Origin of the sequence: Peribacillus sp. FSL H8-0477 (assembly GCF_038002765.1) — a bacterium.
GTDB lineage: Bacteria > Bacillota > Bacilli > Bacillales > DSM-1321 > Peribacillus.
In genome coordinates this window covers 2330425-2348781 of sequence record NZ_JBBODE010000001.1, presented here as the reverse complement: position 1 = coordinate 2348781, position 18357 = coordinate 2330425, and the positions used below count along the sequence as shown (strand labels likewise).

13 protein-coding genes, 3 tRNA genes, 3 rRNA genes, 1 other RNA gene and 1 other annotated feature are annotated in these 18357 nt (G+C 42.4%); of the genes, 4 read left to right on the top strand and 16 right to left on the bottom strand.

Annotated elements, in window-relative coordinates; translation table 11 throughout:
* Positions 1-245: 245 nt before the first annotated feature.
* The 7 genes from MHI18_RS11745 to tadA form a co-directional block, all read right to left on the bottom strand.
* Positions 246-515 (bottom strand): pro-sigmaK processing inhibitor BofA family protein, encoded by a 270-nt coding sequence (locus tag MHI18_RS11745; RefSeq protein ID WP_445669970.1) that lies wholly within the window; start codon positions 513-515, stop codon positions 246-248.
* A gap of 80 nt (positions 516-595) precedes the next feature.
* A complete protein-coding gene (locus MHI18_RS11740; protein WP_340847528.1) occupies positions 596-814 on the bottom strand; it encodes a YaaL family protein in 219 nt (72 codons plus the stop codon).
* A gap of 21 nt (positions 815-835) precedes the next feature.
* Complete coding sequence (gene recR, locus MHI18_RS11735; RefSeq protein WP_040374037.1) at positions 836-1432, bottom strand: recombination mediator RecR; 597 nt, start codon at positions 1430-1432, stop codon at positions 836-838.
* A gap of 137 nt (positions 1433-1569) precedes the next feature.
* On the bottom strand, positions 1570-1896 hold the full coding sequence (locus MHI18_RS11730; protein ID WP_040374051.1) for a YbaB/EbfC family nucleoid-associated protein: 327 nt from the start codon (positions 1894-1896) through the stop codon (positions 1570-1572).
* A gap of 23 nt (positions 1897-1919) precedes the next feature.
* Positions 1920-3608, bottom strand: a complete 1689-nt coding sequence (dnaX, locus tag MHI18_RS11725; RefSeq protein WP_340847526.1) for a DNA polymerase III subunit gamma/tau — start codon at positions 3606-3608, stop codon at positions 1920-1922.
* Positions 3609-3733: 125 nt separating this feature from the next.
* An RNA gene (gene ffs, locus MHI18_RS11720) (signal recognition particle sRNA large type) lies at positions 3734-3998 on the bottom strand.
* Positions 3999-4038: 40 nt separating this feature from the next.
* Positions 4039-4551 carry a tRNA adenosine(34) deaminase TadA gene (gene tadA / locus MHI18_RS11715; RefSeq protein WP_340847523.1) on the bottom strand — a complete coding sequence of 171 codons (513 nt, stop codon included), beginning with the start codon at positions 4549-4551 and terminating at the stop codon, positions 4039-4041.
* 113 nt (positions 4552-4664) lie between these two features.
* On the opposite strand from tadA, the gene MHI18_RS11710 reads away from it, so the two are divergent.
* The 3 genes from MHI18_RS11710 (at position 4665) to MHI18_RS11700 (ending at position 6704) form a co-directional block, all read left to right on the top strand.
* A complete protein-coding gene (locus MHI18_RS11710) occupies positions 4665-5204 on the top strand; it encodes an isochorismatase family cysteine hydrolase (RefSeq protein WP_340847522.1) in 540 nt (179 codons plus the stop codon).
* Between the two features lie 191 nt (positions 5205-5395).
* Complete coding sequence (locus MHI18_RS11705) at positions 5396-6055, top strand: deoxynucleoside kinase (protein ID WP_340847521.1); 660 nt, start codon at positions 5396-5398, stop codon at positions 6053-6055.
* Positions 6033-6704, top strand: a complete 672-nt coding sequence (locus MHI18_RS11700; protein ID WP_340847519.1) for a deoxynucleoside kinase — start codon at positions 6033-6035, stop codon at positions 6702-6704. Before MHI18_RS11705 ends, MHI18_RS11700 begins: the two co-directional genes overlap by 23 nt.
* A gap of 129 nt (positions 6705-6833) precedes the next feature.
* Here MHI18_RS11700 and MHI18_RS11695 read toward each other — a convergent pair.
* The 4 genes from MHI18_RS11695 to guaB all read right to left on the bottom strand — a co-directional run bounded on the left by MHI18_RS11695 (position 6834) and on the right by guaB (position 11677).
* Positions 6834-6926, bottom strand: a tRNA-Ser gene (locus MHI18_RS11695).
* A 138-nt stretch (positions 6927-7064) separates the two neighbouring features.
* A complete protein-coding gene (gene serS / locus MHI18_RS11690) occupies positions 7065-8342 on the bottom strand; it encodes a serine--tRNA ligase (protein WP_340847517.1) in 1278 nt (425 codons plus the stop codon).
* A 63-nt stretch (positions 8343-8405) separates the two neighbouring features.
* Positions 8406-8632: a binding site (T-box leader), on the bottom strand.
* A 76-nt stretch (positions 8633-8708) separates the two neighbouring features.
* Positions 8709-10037, bottom strand: coding sequence for a D-alanyl-D-alanine carboxypeptidase family protein (locus MHI18_RS11685; RefSeq protein WP_340847516.1), 1329 nt, complete (start codon positions 10035-10037; stop codon positions 8709-8711).
* 176 nt (positions 10038-10213) lie between these two features.
* The gene (guaB, locus tag MHI18_RS11680; RefSeq protein WP_340847514.1) at positions 10214-11677 is read right to left on the bottom strand and encodes an IMP dehydrogenase; all 1464 of its coding nucleotides are present in this window, start codon (positions 11675-11677) and stop codon (positions 10214-10216) included.
* A gap of 115 nt (positions 11678-11792) precedes the next feature.
* Between guaB and MHI18_RS11675 the strand changes: the two genes are divergently transcribed.
* Entirely contained in the window at positions 11793-12740 is a 948-nt protein-coding gene (locus MHI18_RS11675) for a YaaC family protein (protein WP_340847512.1), read from the top strand.
* 350 nt (positions 12741-13090) lie between these two features.
* Here the strand turns inward: MHI18_RS11675 and rrf are convergent.
* The 5 genes from rrf to MHI18_RS11650 all read right to left on the bottom strand — a co-directional run bounded on the left by rrf (position 13091) and on the right by MHI18_RS11650 (position 18093).
* Positions 13091-13206, bottom strand: a 5S ribosomal RNA gene (gene rrf / locus MHI18_RS11670).
* 65 nt (positions 13207-13271) lie between these two features.
* Positions 13272-16204 (bottom strand): 23S ribosomal RNA (locus tag MHI18_RS11665).
* Between the two features lie 100 nt (positions 16205-16304).
* Positions 16305-16380, bottom strand: a tRNA-Ala gene (locus MHI18_RS11660).
* A gap of 17 nt (positions 16381-16397) precedes the next feature.
* Positions 16398-16474 (bottom strand) — tRNA-Ile (locus MHI18_RS11655).
* A gap of 72 nt (positions 16475-16546) precedes the next feature.
* Positions 16547-18093: ribosomal RNA gene (locus tag MHI18_RS11650) — 16S ribosomal RNA — on the bottom strand.
* The 16S, 23S and 5S rRNA genes sit together here with 2 tRNA genes alongside, the layout of an rRNA operon.
* Between the last annotated feature and the right edge of the window lie 264 nt (positions 18094-18357).

Sequence of the window (18357 nt, the reverse complement as noted above, 5' to 3'; positions counted from 1 at the left end):
ATTTTGTCGCTTCTTCCGAAACAACTTTATTAGTATATCATTTATTCTTTTAACTGTCAAACACTTTTTTAAAATGTTTTTTCCAGCTCTTCGAATAATGAATAGTCTTTTTGACGACATCCACTATATTATCACTCATTGTTAATTTGGTCAATCCCTATTTTTAAATAATAGAATGTTATCTATAAATATCTTTCTCTTAAGCTTCGTATAGGCATTAAAAAAACAGGGGTCACTTCCCCTGCTTACAATACCCAAAGATCAATAGCTGCTAAAGCAGCCACTCCAGGAATTCCTAAAATTCCTGCAATTACCGACGTAGTCAGGTTAATTGGAACATGAATTCCAGCCTGATTCCCTAAAGCATTTAAAAAGAATAAAAAAACTGCGCCAATAATAACTTTTATTAACCCTTGACCGATGAAGCGAATAGACTTTACCGGTGCACCTACAATTAATAGAAGAAAAATGATACTGGCGATAACTCCAACAAAAACAATTGGCTGCAAAGACATCACTCCTTACTTAGCTTGTACTAGTAAGGTATGTATAAAATCTATCTTCAAGAACCAGCAGGCAAAATAATGTCGTCATATCATCTCCGAAGGCTAACTCTTCTTTGTTTGGCTTCTTTAAACAGATAAAAGTACTTTATCTCTGCAAGCTTAGTCTGCAGAATGGCATCTTGTGAGGGATCGACGCTTTTTTCCAGCATAGACTTTTGATACAGCCACTCTTTCTTTAATAGTTCTAGTTGTTCAATTAGTTTTTGGTCATACTCATTACGAAGCCAACCTTTTCGTCGAAAGAACAAACATTATTCCCCCTTTGTACCTTATATTTCTCTTCTACCCTCTAAAGCCTTAGACAGGGTCACTTCATCGGCGTATTCGAGATCGCCGCCCATAGGCAGACCATGTGCAATTCTTGTTACTTTAATTCCTGACGGCTTCAATAATCTTGAGATATACATAGCTGTAGCTTCCCCTTCTATATTAGGGTTCGTTGCGATGACCACTTCTTGTACAGTCTCATCCTGAAGACGTTTTAATAAATCAGGGATATTAATATCTTCTGGTCCTATCCCATCCATAGGTGAAATACTACCATGAAGAACGTGATATAAACCGTTATATTCCCTCATTTTTTCAAGTGCAATTACATCCTTTGGATCTTGAATGACACAGATTGTAGTTCGATCCCGCCGCTTATCTTCACAGATGTAGCAAGGATCTTGATCTGTTATATGTCCGCAAATTGAACAATAAGACAAATTACGTTTTGCATTAATTAAAGCCTTTGCAAAATCCAAAACAGTATCTTCCTTCATACCTAAAATAAAAAAAGCAAGACGAGCAGCTGTTTTAGGACCGATACCAGGTAATTTCATAAAACTGTCGATAAGCTTTGAGATTGGTTCAGGATAATGCATGAAGAATTCCTCCTAATATAAAAAACGCCTATTTCATTCATACATGCAGATAATAATTTTGTACCGCTTGAAGTCTGATAAGACAGAGATGCCCGGCCACATCATTCAGAAATGGCCGGGCGCAGTGATTCAAATCCTTAAAACATACCGCCAGGAAGATTCATCCCTTTAGTGAATTGACCCATTGTTTTGTTTGTCAGCTCGTCTGCATTTTTCAACGCATCATTTGTCGCAGCTAACACTAGGTCCTGCAGCATTTCGATATCTTCTGGATCAACAACTTCAGGTTTAATGTTTACTTCAACAATTTCCTTATGTCCTGTAACAACAACGGTCACCATTCCGCCGCCAGCTGATCCTTCAATTTTCTTTTCGCCAAGCTCTTCTTGAGCCTCAGCCATTTGTTTTTGCATTTTTTGCATTTGCTTCATCATATTTTGCATATTACCCATTCCGCCACGCATACCCATTGTCATAACCTCCGTTATTAATCTTTAATTTCCAGCAAATCGTCACCGACTAATTTTCGGGCTTCTGCTATAAAAGGATCTTCTTCTTTCGTTTCCACTTCCGATGTACCATCCATTTGCTGCGTGGAGATAAACTCCTCACGAATTTGCGCCCATTGACTTTCAGGTACCCCTGCTAGTTCTAATCGATGGCCGGTCACTTGTTGCATAATGGAGGCAATTGCTTCAAGGAAACGAGAATTTTCCATTGTCATCTGACAATGTATATCATATTTAAATTTTAACACAAAAGCAGCTGAAGAAGCAGCAACAGGTTCCGCTTCATTAAATAAAGCAGCAAGGGATTTTAGATTTTGAACACCCAGCTGTTCAAGCACTTCTCCCCACTTACTCTTCACTCTATTTAAGTCAGGTTTTGTAGCTTCTCTTAAAATAAGATGAATTTTTCCTACTGGCGCTTTATAGGACTTTTTGTTTATCCGCTGCGTTTTTTGCTGCGTCGGTTGAGCTGCCGCAGGCACTGCTGTAAGACCTTTTTCTTTTAACTCTTGGAGCTGTCTTTCCAGGTCCTCCACTTTATGCTGCAATTGTTCAATATGAGTACCAGAAACCTCAGCTGCCTGTTCACGATGACATAACTTCACCAGAGACACTTCAAGAAAAATCCGCGGATGATTGGTCCATTTCATTTCCTGCTGTGTTTTGTTAAAACTCTCGATGATGTCATAGATTTGATCTGAATTTATAGTCTTAACTAAGTTTTCAAATTCTGGATCAATCAGTACCCGGTCAAATGAACCCGCAAGTCCTGGGGCCATTTGATAAAGAAGCAAATCGCGGAAAAAGAAAATCATATCTTCAATAAATCGGGTTGGGTCTTTCCCCATGGATAATAGTTCATCTAAAACCTGCAGGGCCTCCGCAACATCCTTTTCATAGATCGCCTTAGCAAGTCTGCCAAGAAATGCTTGTGATACAGATCCAGTTACAGTCAAGGCATCTTCCACAGTTACTTCATCTGAGCTAAAGGAAATCGCTTGGTCGAGCAGACTTAATGCATCACGCATTCCGCCTTCTGCAGCTCTAGCAATAAGATGGAGTGCCTGTTCATTAACAGAAGTGCCTGTCTCTGCTATAATTTGCGACATTCTTCCGACAATATCCTGAGGTTGAATCCGTTTAAAATCGAAGCGCTGACAGCGGGAAATGATCGTCAGAGGAATTTTATGCGGTTCAGTCGTAGCAAGGATAAAGATTACATGCTTTGGCGGCTCTTCCAGCGTTTTTAATAATGCATTAAAAGCTCCTTGAGAAAGCATGTGCACTTCATCAATGATATATACTTTAAAGGTAACCGCGTTCGGTGTATATTTCACTTTATCTCTTATATCTCGTATTTCTTCGACTCCATTATTAGAGGCAGCATCAATTTCAATCACATCTGAAATAGATCCATCCGTAATACCTAGACAAGCTGCACATTTATTACATGGTTCACTCGTTGGTGCCTCTTCACAGTTAACAGCTTTCGCTAAAATTTTCGCTGCACTTGTTTTACCCGTTCCACGTGGTCCAGAAAATAGGTAGGCGTGGGACACTTTTTGCTGTATAAGAGCATTTTGCAAGGTTGTTGTTACATGTTCTTGGCCGACTACATCAATAAATTGCTGTGGCCGCCATACGCGGTATAATGCTTGGTACCCCACGGATACTCCTCCTTCATTTTCTTCATCTATGTTTATTATAGCGTACTGTTTTCTTGAATTAAACCATCCATCGCCGGATATAAAAAAAACTCATCCAGCAGGATGAGTGAATGAATTATGTAATACCGTGCACCTTCTGTCGATTTGCAGCCATAAGCGTTACTTAAGCAGTTAGCTCTGCCCAGGCAGCCCTGCGGCACATGAGAGTTTCCACTTAATGCTGCTTCCTTCCGGATCTGACATGGTTCATGGATTCTCATTGCGCAGGACCCAGGCTTCAACGCCACTTACTTAAGGCAGACCCTACAGCTTACAAACCTCGAGAAGGAATTCAACCTCGCTGGAGCGGATTGCGAGTACAGGGCACCGCTACCTCCCCGTCTAGCACGGCAAATATAATTATACTAAGCAAACCCTAAAAAAGCAAACCTTATTGATTACCAATTATATTAGAAATGCCTTCTGCCTTTCTACGTGCCTTTTCTGTTTTCTTTCGTTCACGAAGAGCCCTGAAAAAATCTGTCAGTATGCGTCCACACTCATCTCCAAGAACTCCACTTTCTACTTCACTTTGATGATTAAAGCGTTCATCTTGCAATAAGTTCATAAAAGTACCCGCACAGCCCGCCTTTGGATCATGAGCTCCAAAGACAACTCGCTTCACTCGAGATTGTATAATGGCTCCTGCACACATTGGACACGGCTCTAATGTCACGTAGAGAGTCGCATCCTCTAATCTCCAGGTACCAAGACGCTGACAAGCACGATCAATTGCCAACAGTTCGGCATGTGCGATAGCGTTATGGTCTGTTTCTCGTAAATTGTGGCCTCTTGAAATAATTTCTCCGCCTATTTCAATAACAGCTCCAATTGGTACCTCATTTAATTCTTTCGCTTTCATCGCTTCTTCTATCGCTTGCTTCATAAAGTATATATCGTCCATTACTAATATCCTCCTGCAACTGACCGAGTAAAGGAAGGGACATTGAGCCACACTACCTTTTACCATTGTATTTTACTCCTGTACTATACACCTATACTTAGGAGGCTTAACGCATGACCAACCAGCCAAAACGTGCATTGCTGATCGTAGATATGATAAATGATTTTGCCTTTCCCCATGGTTCTTTGCTTCTCCAACATACAACATCTATTATTAAACCCATACTACAGATTAAGCAACAGTTCAAAACTGATAACAATCCTATTATCTATGTTAATGACCATTATAATTTATGGCAGGCAGATTTCCAAAAAATCATAAAGACCTGCCGAAATGAAAAAAACACGGATATTATTGATAAGATATCTCCTGATAAGGATGATTTTTTTTTAATTAAACCAAAGTACTCGGCTTTTTATGGCACAGCATTAAATACGCTGCTTCATCACCTCAACGTGACACACTTAACGATAACCGGTATAGCCGGAAATATATGTGTGTTATTTACGGCTAACGATGCCTATATGCGGGAATATACCCTTTCAGTACCACAAAACGGCTTGGCTTCGGCGTCTCCTCAAGATAACGAATACGCCTTACTTATGATGAAACATGTCTTAAAAGCGGATATTTCACCATACCACCCTAACTAGATGAACCATCAATCAAGCTGCGGCGATTTGCCCCTAGCTTTTTTTGTCGTATATTGTATTAATTTTTAAGCCTAGGTCAAACGTCTATGATACAATAATTCATGGTATATCTGAATGACCTTTATGATGTAAAAAATTAACCAAGAACCTATCTGCTTTGCAGGTTGTTTTTTTGGAGGAGGAACAATCCAATGAAAAGCACACCGTTTATTACCGTTGAGGGCCCAATTGGTGTGGGGAAGACATCTCTTGCAAAAGCACTCTCTAACCATTTTCAATTTTCATTGTTAAAGGAAATCGTTGACGAAAATCCTTTTCTCGGAAAATTTTATAATAATATCGAAGAGTGGAGCTTTCAAACAGAAATGTTTTTCCTTTGTAATCGCTATAAGCAGCTGGAAGATATTCAAGCTAAATATCTAGCTCAAGAGAAATCCGTAGTAGCCGATTACCATATCTTCAAAAATCTTATCTTCGCCCAAAGAACCCTGAAGGACCAACAATATGATAAATACTTAGAGATCTTTACTATTTTAACGAAAGACATGCCCAAGCCAAATATGGTGATCTATCTTGATGCAAGTCTGGAAACCTTATTTAACCGTATTGGTAAACGGGGCAGGGATTTCGAAAAAAACATTAGCCCCCTCTATCTAGAACAATTATCCCTGGATTATAAAACCTTTATGGAAACTTTCGAAAAACAACATCCGGATATTCCGGTACTGCGCTTTAATGGCGACCTAATGGATTTCGTTGAGAATAAGGATGATTTAGAGGCAATTGTAACTCAAATTGAATTTGCACTTCACAAAGGAGTTTTTACACATGAACCTTCGGAAAAAATATGATATACCCGCTAACTCTGTCATTACGATTGCTGGCACGGTTGGCGTCGGTAAATCAACCATGACAAACGCTTTAGCAAATGCTTTACAATTTAGAACTTCATTCGAAAAAGTCGACACTAATCCTTATCTTGATAAGTTCTATGATGATTTTGACCGCTGGAGCTTTCATCTACAAATTTATTTTTTAGCAGAACGCTTTAAGGAACAAAAGAGAATCTTTGAGTATGGCGGCGGATTTATCCAAGATCGCTCCATTTATGAAGACACCGGTATTTTCGCTAAAATGCATTATGAAAAAGGGACGATGAATCCTACCGACTATGAAACCTATACAAGTTTGTTTGATGCTATGGTATTAACACCTTACTTCCCTCATCCAGACTTAGTGATTTATTTAGAAGGTTCACTAGACGACATCCTAAGCCGTATTAAAGACCGTGGTCGTCCAATGGAACAAACGACTCCTATTGCTTATTGGACAGAAATGCACCAACGCTACGAACAATGGATTAATCAATTCAATGCCTGTCCAGTATTACGTTTGAATATAAATGATTACGATCTAGTAAGCAGCGAAGGTTCGATTGAGCCGATTGTCGAGCGCATCGCCTCTTATATGGATCAAACAAAAAGGTTAAGAAGAATATAACGTAAAAAAGCACACCTCATATAAAGGTGTGCTTTTTTTATATTGAAAAAACAAAATTAAAAAAACCTGCCACATCTCTGCAACAGGTTTCACGATATCCAATTTATGCGCTGTGGTTTTTAATAAGTATGGAGGAGGAAGGGGGATTCGAACCCCCGCGGGTTTTGACACCCCTGTCGGTTTTCAAGACCGATCCCTTCAGCCGGACTTGGGTATTCCTCCGTATCAACATTTTATATATTACAGGGATTTGAAACAAAAGTCAATAACCTTTTTAAAGTTTTTTTAAAATAACTTTTTAAACAAAAAAACTGCCTGTTTATAGTTAAAAGAGAAGGGGAAAATCCCCCTCTCTTCCACTTATCCTTTAATTACTTTTGCTCCACGCATATATGGAACAAGAACCTCAGGAACTTTCACACTGCCATCTGCTTGTTGATAGTTCTCAAGGATAGCGGCTACAGTCCGTCCAATCGCCAGTCCAGAACCATTTAACGTATGCACATGCTCCGGTTTTCCCTTTGGATCACGACGGAAGCGAATATTAGCCCGTCTTGCTTGGAACGCTTCAAAATTACTACAAGAAGAAATTTCACGGTATGTCTCATAACTTGGAATCCATACTTCAATATCGTACTTCATCGCAGCAGTAAACCCAAGATCAGCCGTACACATTCTCAAGACACGATACGGAAGGTCTAGAAGCTGAAGCACCTTTTCTGCATGTCCCGTCAATTGTTCAAGTGCCTCATAAGAATCTTCAGGTTTAACGAATTTCACAAGCTCCACTTTATTAAATTGGTGCTGACGGATTAACCCACGCGTATCACGCCCCGCAGATCCTGCTTCAGAACGGAAGCTGGCGCTATAAGCTGCATAGCTGATAGGTAAGCTGTCTACACTTAAAATTTCATCACGATGGAAATTAGTTACCGGAACTTCTGCTGTTGGAATTAAGAAGTAATCTTCACTTTCAATGCGGAAGGCATCTTCTTCGAATTTCGGAAGCTGTCCTGTCCCTGTCATACTTGCGCGGTTTACCATATACGGTGGAAGCATTTCCTCATAACCATGTTCTTCAACATGCAAATCAATCATGAAATTAATCAAGGCACGTTCAAGTCTTGCCCCTAGGCCTTTATAAAAAACAAAACGACTGCCCGTTACCTTTGCAGCTCTTTCAAAGTCAAGAATTCCAAGTTCAGTTGCAACATCCCAGTGAGGCTTTGGCTCAAATTCAAAAGCAGGAACCTCTCCCCATTTACGTATTTCGACATTATCATCTTCTGTTTCTCCAACAGGCACACTTTCATGGGGAATATTAGGAATAGACATTAACAGCTTATCTAAATCTTCTTCCACACTTCGAAGCTCTTCATCGAAACTCTTAATTTGATCACCAACTTGTCTCATTTCGACAATTAAATGATCTGCATCCTGTTTTTCGCGTTTTAATACAGCCACCTGCTGTGATACTTCATTACGACGACTCTTTAACTTCTCCGTTTCAGCAATCAATGTACGGCGTTTGACATCCAACTCTTCAAAACGACCCAGATCAGTCAAATCCTCGCCGCGATGCTGTAATGAATGCTTCACTTGTTCAAAGTTATTACGTAAAAATTTTAAATCTAACATCTCTTATTCCTCCTATTAGTAACTCAAATTTTTAAAATGAACGCAAAAAACTCCCGTCCCCTGAAAAGGGACGAGAGTTAACCCGCGTTGCCACCCTAGTTGAAAGTATCATAAATAAACTTTCCACTTATAAAGATAACGGCTAAAGCCGAAAGTAATTACTAACCTTAGCTTAAGGTGTTCCATACTTTGCTCAAGGAGGGATTCATAAGTGCCTTACACCGATTCACACCAACCACCGGCTCTCTTTAGAAAAAACACCTATTACTAGTTCCTATCAACGTTTTAATTTTATCAATTTGTTTTCCATAATGTACTATAATTATTTGCAAGTTGCAACCCTTTTATTCATCCTTAGGAGCAGAATTAAAACCAGCCCTTAACGGTTGAGGAAGCACTGTCCCAAATATCTCCGAAGAATCCGCCAACTGCACGCATGGATAGGACAAACCAGTTAGCCTTCTCAACAGATTCAGCAGCAACCACGTCTACTTGAACAGTTTTAGCACCTTTTTTATCTATAAATCCATAATCTGAATCTTCTTTAGAGTCGACTGTTAGATACCCAATCTTATCACCTTTTTTAATAGGTGCCGATAATTTGCCATCTTCATTCAATTTATCCTTATCAATGACAAGCTTGGGTACGTAATTACTCTTTTGTCCTTTTTCAATGGTAAGCTCGATTGCTTTTTCCGATTGAATTTTAACGCTGTCTTCTTTCCCTTTTGCTACAGGTAACTTTTCTTTTCCTTTTACTTGATAATCAGCGGGTACAATTTTTTCTGTATTAAAGTTACTAAATGCATAATCCATTAATTTAATACTATCTTCAAAACGTTCGCTTTTAGATGTGGACTTCATTACAACAGTAACATAACGCTGCCCGTCACGAATAGCAGTAGCTGTATGTCCATATCCAGCAAATTCAGTAGAACCTGTCTTTAACCCATCTACACCTTTATACTCGTAGATTAGTCCGGGAAGCATCCAGTTGAAATTAGGATATTCTTTTCCGTCGCGGAATTCTAACTTAGATACCTTTGAAAAGTCTAGAACTTCCGGATAATCCGTGATTAAACGGTAAGCAAGTGTTGCTGTATCTCTTGCTGTCATTACGTTTTCTTCATTAGCATCCCCAGCAGGATGATTTCCTAATAAATCGGAATTATTCAATCCACTTGAGTTAACAAACTTAAAGTCTTTCAATCCAATTTCTTTTGCTTTTTTATTCATAAGATTAACAAAATTCTTTTCGCTTCCTGAAATTAATTCTGCTAATGCTACTGTCGCTGCATTACCTGAATAAATCGCCATTGCACTGTATAGTTCTTTAACTGTGTAATCCTCACCCTGTGTTAACCCTACATTCGACAGGTTTGGAGACTTAGAAAGATTATGTATATATTCGTTAATCTTTACTGTATCATCCCACTTAATTTTCTTATCTTCAATAGCTTCCATAATGATATATTCAGTCATCATTTTAGACATTGAAGCAATACCCAATACTTTATCAGCATTTTTTTCGAAGATTATCTTTCCACTTTTTCCATCAAGGATAATAGCTGCCTCGGCCTTTAAACCAAGCGTATTATCTTCAGCCGCAGCTTTAAGCGGACTGTAGGTAAACTGCGATGCAATGAGAACTAGTAACATTGTAAAAACCAATGTTATCTGGCTGATTTTTTTCAATTTTTTTACCTCCAACTTTCATAGCTTCTATATGTTACGAAGAGCCTCTCCGTTATTTGAATCACACGTTGTCTAGTTTATCACAAAAAAAATAATAAAAAAAGACAGAGTATCTTTCCCCTCTGCCTAGCTTTTTATTCATCTTATAAACAAGTTTTTATTTATCATTTTTTGAATTATAAAGAGTAATTGGGAGCTTCTTTGGTAATCTGCACATCATGCGGATGACTTTCACGTAGACCAGCTCCAGTCATTCGGATGAACTGTGCCTGCTCACGTAGTGTGTGAAGATCTGCTGACCCACAATATCCCATCCCAGAACGAATACCACCGACTAATTGGTAGACTGTATCAGCCAAAGGTCCTTTATATGGTAACCTGCCTTCAATACCTTCAGGGACAAATTTCTTATTATCTTCTTGGAAATAACGATCCTTCGAACCATTCTCCATCGCAGCAACAGAACCCATCCCACGGTATACCTTAAAGCGGCGCCCTTGGAATATTTCGGTATCTCCTGGGCTTTCCGTAACCCCTGCAAGCATACTGCCGAGCATAACGGCATGTCCTCCAGCTGCAAGTGCCTTCACGATATCACCTGAGTACTTTATACCACCATCAGCTATAATTGTTTTTCCAAGTTTCCGTGCTTCCGTAGCACAATCATAAATAGCGGTAATCTGTGGAACACCAACACCTGCAACCACCCGTGTGGTGCAAATTGAACCAGGACCAATTCCTACTTTAACAATGTCAGCACCAGCTTCAATCAAGGCTCTTGTCGCTGCTCCTGTAGCTACATTTCCGGCTATAATAGTTAATTCAGGAAAGCTTGCACGCATTTCTTTTATAGCATCTTGTACACCTCTAGAGTGACCATGTGCGGTATCAATAACTACTACATCTACCTGTGCCTTCACAAGCATTTCCACACGCTTCAATGTATCCTTAGTCACGCCCACGGCAGCGCCAGCTAATAAACGTCCTTGCTTATCTTTTGCAGAATTAGGAAATTCCAGCACTTTTTCAATATCTTTAATCGTAATAAGTCCTTTTAATACACCTGACTCATTAACTAACGGCAATTTTTCAATTTTATATTTTTGAAGAATCTTTTCAGCTTGTTTTAAGTTTGTTCCAACAGGAGCAGTCACCAAATCTTCTGCAGTCATGACTTCAGAAATCTGGAGGGAAAAATCAGAAATAAAGCGCAAATCACGGTTTGTAATAATTCCGACCAATTTTCGCTCTTTTTCATTGTTAACAATTGGAACACCAGAAATACGATATTTACCCATTAAGTGCTCTGCATCAAAAACTTGATGCTCTGGGGTTAGGAAAAAGGGATCGGTAATGACGCCGCTTTCTGAACGTTTTACTTTATCTACCTGTTCAGCTTGTGCTTCGATCGACATATTTTTATGGATGATTCCGAGCCCGCCCTGTCTTGCCATAGCAATGGCCATTGCAGCTTCAGTAACGGTATCCATCCCTGCACTGATAATCGGCAGTTTTAATCTAAGATTTTCTGCTAATGTTACCTCCAAGTTCACCTCATTGGGTAGTACCTCAGATTTCGCTGGGATTAATAATACATCATCGAACGTTAAACCTTCTTTTGCAAACTTAGTTTCCCACATCTTTTTCCCCTCCTGCTAAAAAAATATTATTTGTAGGTTATCAATTGGACAATATACTGTCAAGGAGTTATTAAAATGTTTGATTTTTCTGCTAATTAGAAAGGGGTTCTTATTTTTGACTAATCTTACTATTTGGAACGGTTTTACTCGATACTATTCTTCCACATCTACTCAACAATATTTACAAAAATGCTATCAAAAACTTTCGATTATAAATAAAGAAACAAAGAGCTATAATAACTGTTACCCTTTTATTTATTACTTAGAGCATGGTCAAACCTACTTTACCCAAGCAAGAAATGCCCCTTTATCCATACAGCCCATCTTATTATTTTACGGTTGTCTGCAATTAATAAAGGCTTGTCTGCTTACCATTGATCCCGACTATCCTGACACCACCTCAGTATTAGCCCATGGGGTGACAACGCGAAAACGGAAGAAACAACAATATTCTTTTTTACAAGATGAAGTGAAAACTCAAAAGAATGGTTTGTTCTCACATATGTCATGGAAAATGTTTCACATGAAACAATTAGAACATGAAAAATTCTCAATGGAACAGCTAATCCGAGAAATTCCGGAAATGCAGCACATTCATTTCAAAAAGACATTTGAGAAATTATCAGAAACGAAAAACCACTTTGAACTTCCTCTTTCTCTTTTAGATACCTTTCAAATGACTAGTGCTCGGTTAGGTGACTACCTAACTGCAAAGACAAAATTAAAAATAGATGTTCAGCCAGATAAGCTCAAACTCAACTTAGTAACCGAAGAACCATTTACTGTGAACCATCATTCTCCTATCCACTTTAACCTTATAGAAAACACGTATATGCTTTCATTAAATAAACAATCACCTTGTTATCTTTTTCCTGAACTCTTAAATCATTACCTCATTTTATATAACTTAAGCATGATTTGCCGCTATGAAACAGAATGGTGGTACGAGTTACAAAAGACAGTGCCCACTGATGACTACCCAGCTATTGTACAATATGTCCAGATCAGTCAGGAGAAAATACCCTTTTTGATTCTGCAATGGTTAACCAACATTTCAATGTAGTTTGCAGCGAGGCCAGGAGAATTTTAGGCACGATATGGAATAGAGGCTTATTCTAACAAAAGGTGGGTTTTGAAATGACTTTAGGGAGCTCATTTAAACATGCTGACTTCTGGATTCATCATGGGGGCTATTCTGTTCCGTTTCATAATCCCGTCTGGTCTTCATATATTCCCGTCTGAGATCACGTTATTCCCGTCTAGGCCCTGCATAATCCCGTCTAGAGACTCCGTATTCCCGTCTGGGCACTATTTTCAGGTATAAATACCCCTCAGGGTACCATATTTCCTGCTCAACTTCTAAAAAACGCCACAAAAAAAGACCAGCTATGCAGCTGATCTTTTCTTTCTGTTGCCTGGCAATGTCCTACTCTCACAGGGGGAGACCCCCAACTACCATCGGCGCTGAAGAGCTTAACTTCCGTGTTCGGAATGGGAACGGGTGTGGCCTCTTCGCCATCATTACCAGACTATAAAGGAACGTTGTTCCTTCAAAACTAGATAATAAGAAGGTTTTTGCATGTAATTAAAACGAATGGTTAAGTCCTCGATCGATTAGTATTTGTCAGCTCCACGTGTCACCACGCTTCCACCTCAAACCTATCTACCTGATCATCTTTCAGGGATCTTACTAGCTTACGCTATGGGAAATCTCATCTTGAGGGGGGCTTCATGCTTAGATGCTTTCAGCACTTATCCCGTCCGCACGTAGCTACCCAGCTATGCCTTTGGCAAGACAACTGGTACACCAGCGGTGCGTCCATCCCGGTCCTCTCGTACTAAGGACAGCTCCTCTCAAATTTCCTGCGCCCACGACGGATAGGGACCGAACTGTCTCACGACGTTCTGAACCCAGCTCGCGTACCGCTTTAATGGGCGAACAGCCCAACCCTTGGGACCGACTACAGCCCCAGGATGCGATGAGCCGACATCGAGGTGCCAAACCTCCCCGTCGATGTGGACTCTTGGGGGAGATAAGCCTGTTATCCCCGGGGTAGCTTTTATCCGTTGAGCGATGGCCCTTCCATGCGGAACCACCGGATCACTAAGCCCGACTTTCGTCCCTGCTCGACTTGTAGGTCTCGCAGTCAAGCTCCCTTGTGCCTTTACACTCTACGAATGATTTCCAACCATTCTGAGGGAACCTTTGGGCGCCTCCGTTACTCTTTAGGAGGCGACCGCCCCAGTCAAACTGTCCACCTGACACTGTCTCCCACCCCGATAAGGGGCGCGGGTTAGAATTTCAATACAGCCAGGGTAGTATCCCACCAATGCCTCCACCGAAGCTAGCGCTCCGGTTTCAAAGGCTCCTACCTATCCTGTACAAGCTGTACCAAAATTCAATATCAGGTTACAGTAAAGCTCCACGGGGTCTTTCCGTCCTGTCGCGGGTAACCTGCATCTTCACAGGTACTATAATTTCACCGAGTCTCTCGTTGAGACAGTGCCCAGATCGTTACGCCTTTCGTGCGGGTCGGAACTTACCCGACAAGGAATTTCGCTACCTTAGGACCGTTATAGTTACGGCCGCCGTTTACTGGGGCTTCGGTTCAAAGCTTCGCTTACGCTAACCTCTCCCCTTAACCTTCCAGCACCGGGCAGGCGTCAGCCCCTATACTTCGCCTTGCGGCTTCGCAGAGACCTGTGTTTTTGCTAAACAGTCGCCTGGGCCTATTCACTGCGGCTTTTCCGGGCTATTCACCCTAAAAAGCACCCCTTCTCCCGAAGTTACGGGGTCATTTTGCCGAGTTCCTTAACGAGAGTTCTCTCGCACACCTTAGGATTCTCTCCTCGCCTACCTGTGTCGGTTTGCGGTACGGGCACCCTTTATCTCACTAGAGGCTTTTCTAGGCAGTGTGGAATCAGGAACTTCGGTACTTAATTTCCCTCGCTATCACAGCTCCGCCTTAATGGAAACGGGATTTGCCTCGTTTCCGGCCTAACTGCTTAGACGCGCATATCCAACAGCGCGCTTACCCTATCCTCCTGCGTCCCCCCATCGTTCAAACGATAAATTGGTGGTACAGGAATATCAACCTGTTATCCATCGCCTACGCCTTTCGGCCTCGGCTTAGGTCCCGACTAACCCTGAGCGGACGAGCCTTCCTCAGGAAACCTTGGGCATTCGGTGGAAGGGATTCTCACCCTTCTTTCGCTACTCATACCGGCATTCTCACTTCTAAGCGCTCCACCAGTCCTTACGGTCTAGCTTCGACGCCCTTAGAACGCTCTCCTACCACGGACACCCTACGGTGTCCATCCACAGCTTCGGTGATACGTTTAGCCCCGGTACATTTTCGGCGCGGAGTCACTCGACCAGTGAGCTATTACGCACTCTTTAAATGGTGGCTGCTTCTGAGCCAACATCCTGGTTGTCTAAGCAACTCCACATCCTTTTCCACTTAACGTATACTTTGGGACCTTAGCTGGTGGTCTGGGCTGTTTCCCTTTTGACTACGGATCTTATCACTCGCAGTCTGACTCCCAAGAATAAGTATTTGGCATTCGGAGTTTGACTGAATTCGGTAACCCGTTGGGGGCCCCTAGTCCAATCAGTGCTCTACCTCCAATACTCTCATCTTGAGGCTAGCCCTAAAGCTATTTCGGAGAGAACCAGCTATCTCCAGGTTCGATTGGAATTTCTCCGCTACCCACACCTCATCCCCGCACTTTTCAACGTGCGTGGGTTCGGGCCTCCATTCAGTGTTACCTGAACTTCACCCTGGACATGGGTAGATCACCTGGTTTCGGGTCTACGACCACATACTAATTCGCCCTATTCAGACTCGCTTTCGCTGCGGCTCCGTCTTTTCAACTTAACCTCGCATGGGATCGTAACTCGCCGGTTCATTCTACAAAAGGCACACCATCACCCATTAACGGGCTCTGATTACTTGTAAGCACACGGTTTCAGGATCTATTTCACTCCCCTTCCGGGGTGCTTTTCACCTTTCCCTCACGGTACTGGTTCACTATCGGTCACTAGGGAGTATTTAGCCTTGGGAGATGGTCCTCCCTGTTTCCGACGGGATTTCTCGTGTCCCGCCGTACTCAGGATCCACTCAGGAGGGAACGAAGTTTCAACTACAGGGTTTTTACCTTCTTTGACGGGCCTTTCCAGACCTCTTCATTTACCCCGTTCCTTTGTAACTCCATATTGAGTGTCCTACAACCCCAAGAGGCAAGCCTCTTGGTTTGGGCTGATTCCGTTTCGCTCGCCGCTACTCAGGAAATCGCTATTGCTTTCTCTTCCTCCGGGTACTTAGATGTTTCAGTTCCCCGGGTCTGCCTTCAGTACCCTATGTATTCAGGTAAAGATACTGTTCCATTACGAACAGTGGGTTTCCCCATTCGGAAATCTCTGGATCAACGCTTACTTACAGCTCCCCAAAGCATATCGGTGTTAGTCCCGTCCTTCATCGGCTCCTAGTGCCAAGGCATCCACCGTGCGCCCTTTCTAACTTAACCTACTAAAAAAAACATTCGGTGTTTTAAAAATTGATGCAAAATTTACCTTCTATCTATTATCTAGTTTTCAAGGAACAATGTATAAAGGATAAACCTTTATTGGTGGAGCCTAGCGGGATCGAACCGCTGACCTCCTGCGTGCAAGGCAGGCGCTCTCCCAGCTGAGCTAAGGCCCCGTTAGGGTAGTAAGAAATGGTGGGCCTAAATGGACTCGAACCATCGACCTCACGCTTATCAGGCGTGCGCTCTAACCAGCTGAGCTATAGGCCCCTTTCTACTATAAGGAATGAATTACTCATTCAAAACTGAACAAAACAAAAGCGTCACGTTAATTTTCCTTAGAAAGGAGGTGATCCAGCCGCACCTTCCGATACGGCTACCTTGTTACGACTTCACCCCAATCATCTGTCCCACCTTAGGCGGCTGGCTCCTTGCGGTTACCTCACCGACTTCGGGTGTTACAAACTCTCGTGGTGTGACGGGCGGTGTGTACAAGGCCCGGGAACGTATTCACCGCGGCATGCTGATCCGCGATTACTAGCGATTCCGGCTTCATGCAGGCGAGTTGCAGCCTGCAATCCGAACTGAGAATGGCTTTATGAGATTCGCTTACCCTCGCGAGTTTGCAGCTCTTTGTACCATCCATTGTAGCACGTGTGTAGCCCAGGTCATAAGGGGCATGATGATTTGACGTCATCCCCACCTTCCTCCGGTTTATCACCGGCAGTCACCTTAGAGTGCCCAACTGAATGCTGGCAACTAAGATCAAGGGTTGCGCTCGTTGCGGGACTTAACCCAACATCTCACGACACGAGCTGACGACAACCATGCACCACCTGTCACTCTGTCCCCCGAAGGGGAACGTCCTATCTCTAGGAGTGTCAGAGGATGTCAAGACCTGGTAAGGTTCTTCGCGTTGCTTCGAATTAAACCACATGCTCCACCGCTTGTGCGGGCCCCCGTCAATTCCTTTGAGTTTCAGCCTTGCGGCCGTACTCCCCAGGCGGAGTGCTTAATGCGTTAGCTGCAGCACTAAAGGGCGGAAACCCTCTAACACTTAGCACTCATCGTTTACGGCGTGGACTACCAGGGTATCTAATCCTGTTTGCTCCCCACGCTTTCGCGCCTCAGTGTCAGTTATAGACCAGAAAGTCGCCTTCGCCACTGGTGTTCCTCCACATCTCTACGCATTTCACCGCTACACGTGGAATTCCACTTTCCTCTTCTACACTCAAGTTCCCCAGTTTCCAATGACCCTCCCCGGTTGAGCCGGGGGCTTTCACATCAGACTTAAGGAACCACCTGCGCGCGCTTTACGCCCAATAATTCCGGATAACGCTTGCCACCTACGTATTACCGCGGCTGCTGGCACGTAGTTAGCCGTGGCTTTCTGGTTAGGTACCGTCAAGGTACCAGCAGTTACTCTGGTACTTGTTCTTCCCTAACAACAGAACTTTACGACCCGAAAGCCTTCATCGTTCACGCGGCGTTGCTCCGTCAGACTTTCGTCCATTGCGGAAGATTCCCTACTGCTGCCTCCCGTAGGAGTCTGGGCCGTGTCTCAGTCCCAGTGTGGCCGATCACCCTCTCAGGTCGGCTACGCATCGTTGCCTTGGTGAGCCATTACCTCACCAACTAGCTAATGCGCCGCGGGCCCATCTATAAGTGACAGCGAGACGCCGTCTTTCCATCTTCTCTCATGCGAGAAAAGAACATATCCGGTATTAGCTCCGGTTTCCCGAAGTTATCCCAGTCTTATAGGCAGGTTGCCCACGTGTTACTCACCCGTCCGCCGCTAACTGTTGAGTAAACTCAACAATTCGCTCGACTTGCATGTATTAGGCACGCCGCCAGCGTTCATCCTGAGCCAGGATCAAACTCTCCGTAGAATGTTTGACTTGCTCGGTTGTTTTTATAGTGTGTACTCACTTCTTTAAAACGTTGACGCTTTGTTTTGTTCAGTTTTCAAAGAGCAATTATTTCGCCGTTTCTTCTGAAGCGACTTCGTTAGTATAATACTAACTTGTTTCGATGTCAACATTTATTTTTTACTTCCTTGTCGACTTAGTTATTATATCTAGGATACGAAGGAATTGCAAGACTTATTTTCTTCATAGTTACTATTTTAATAAACAAGTAAGACAGAGCCCATT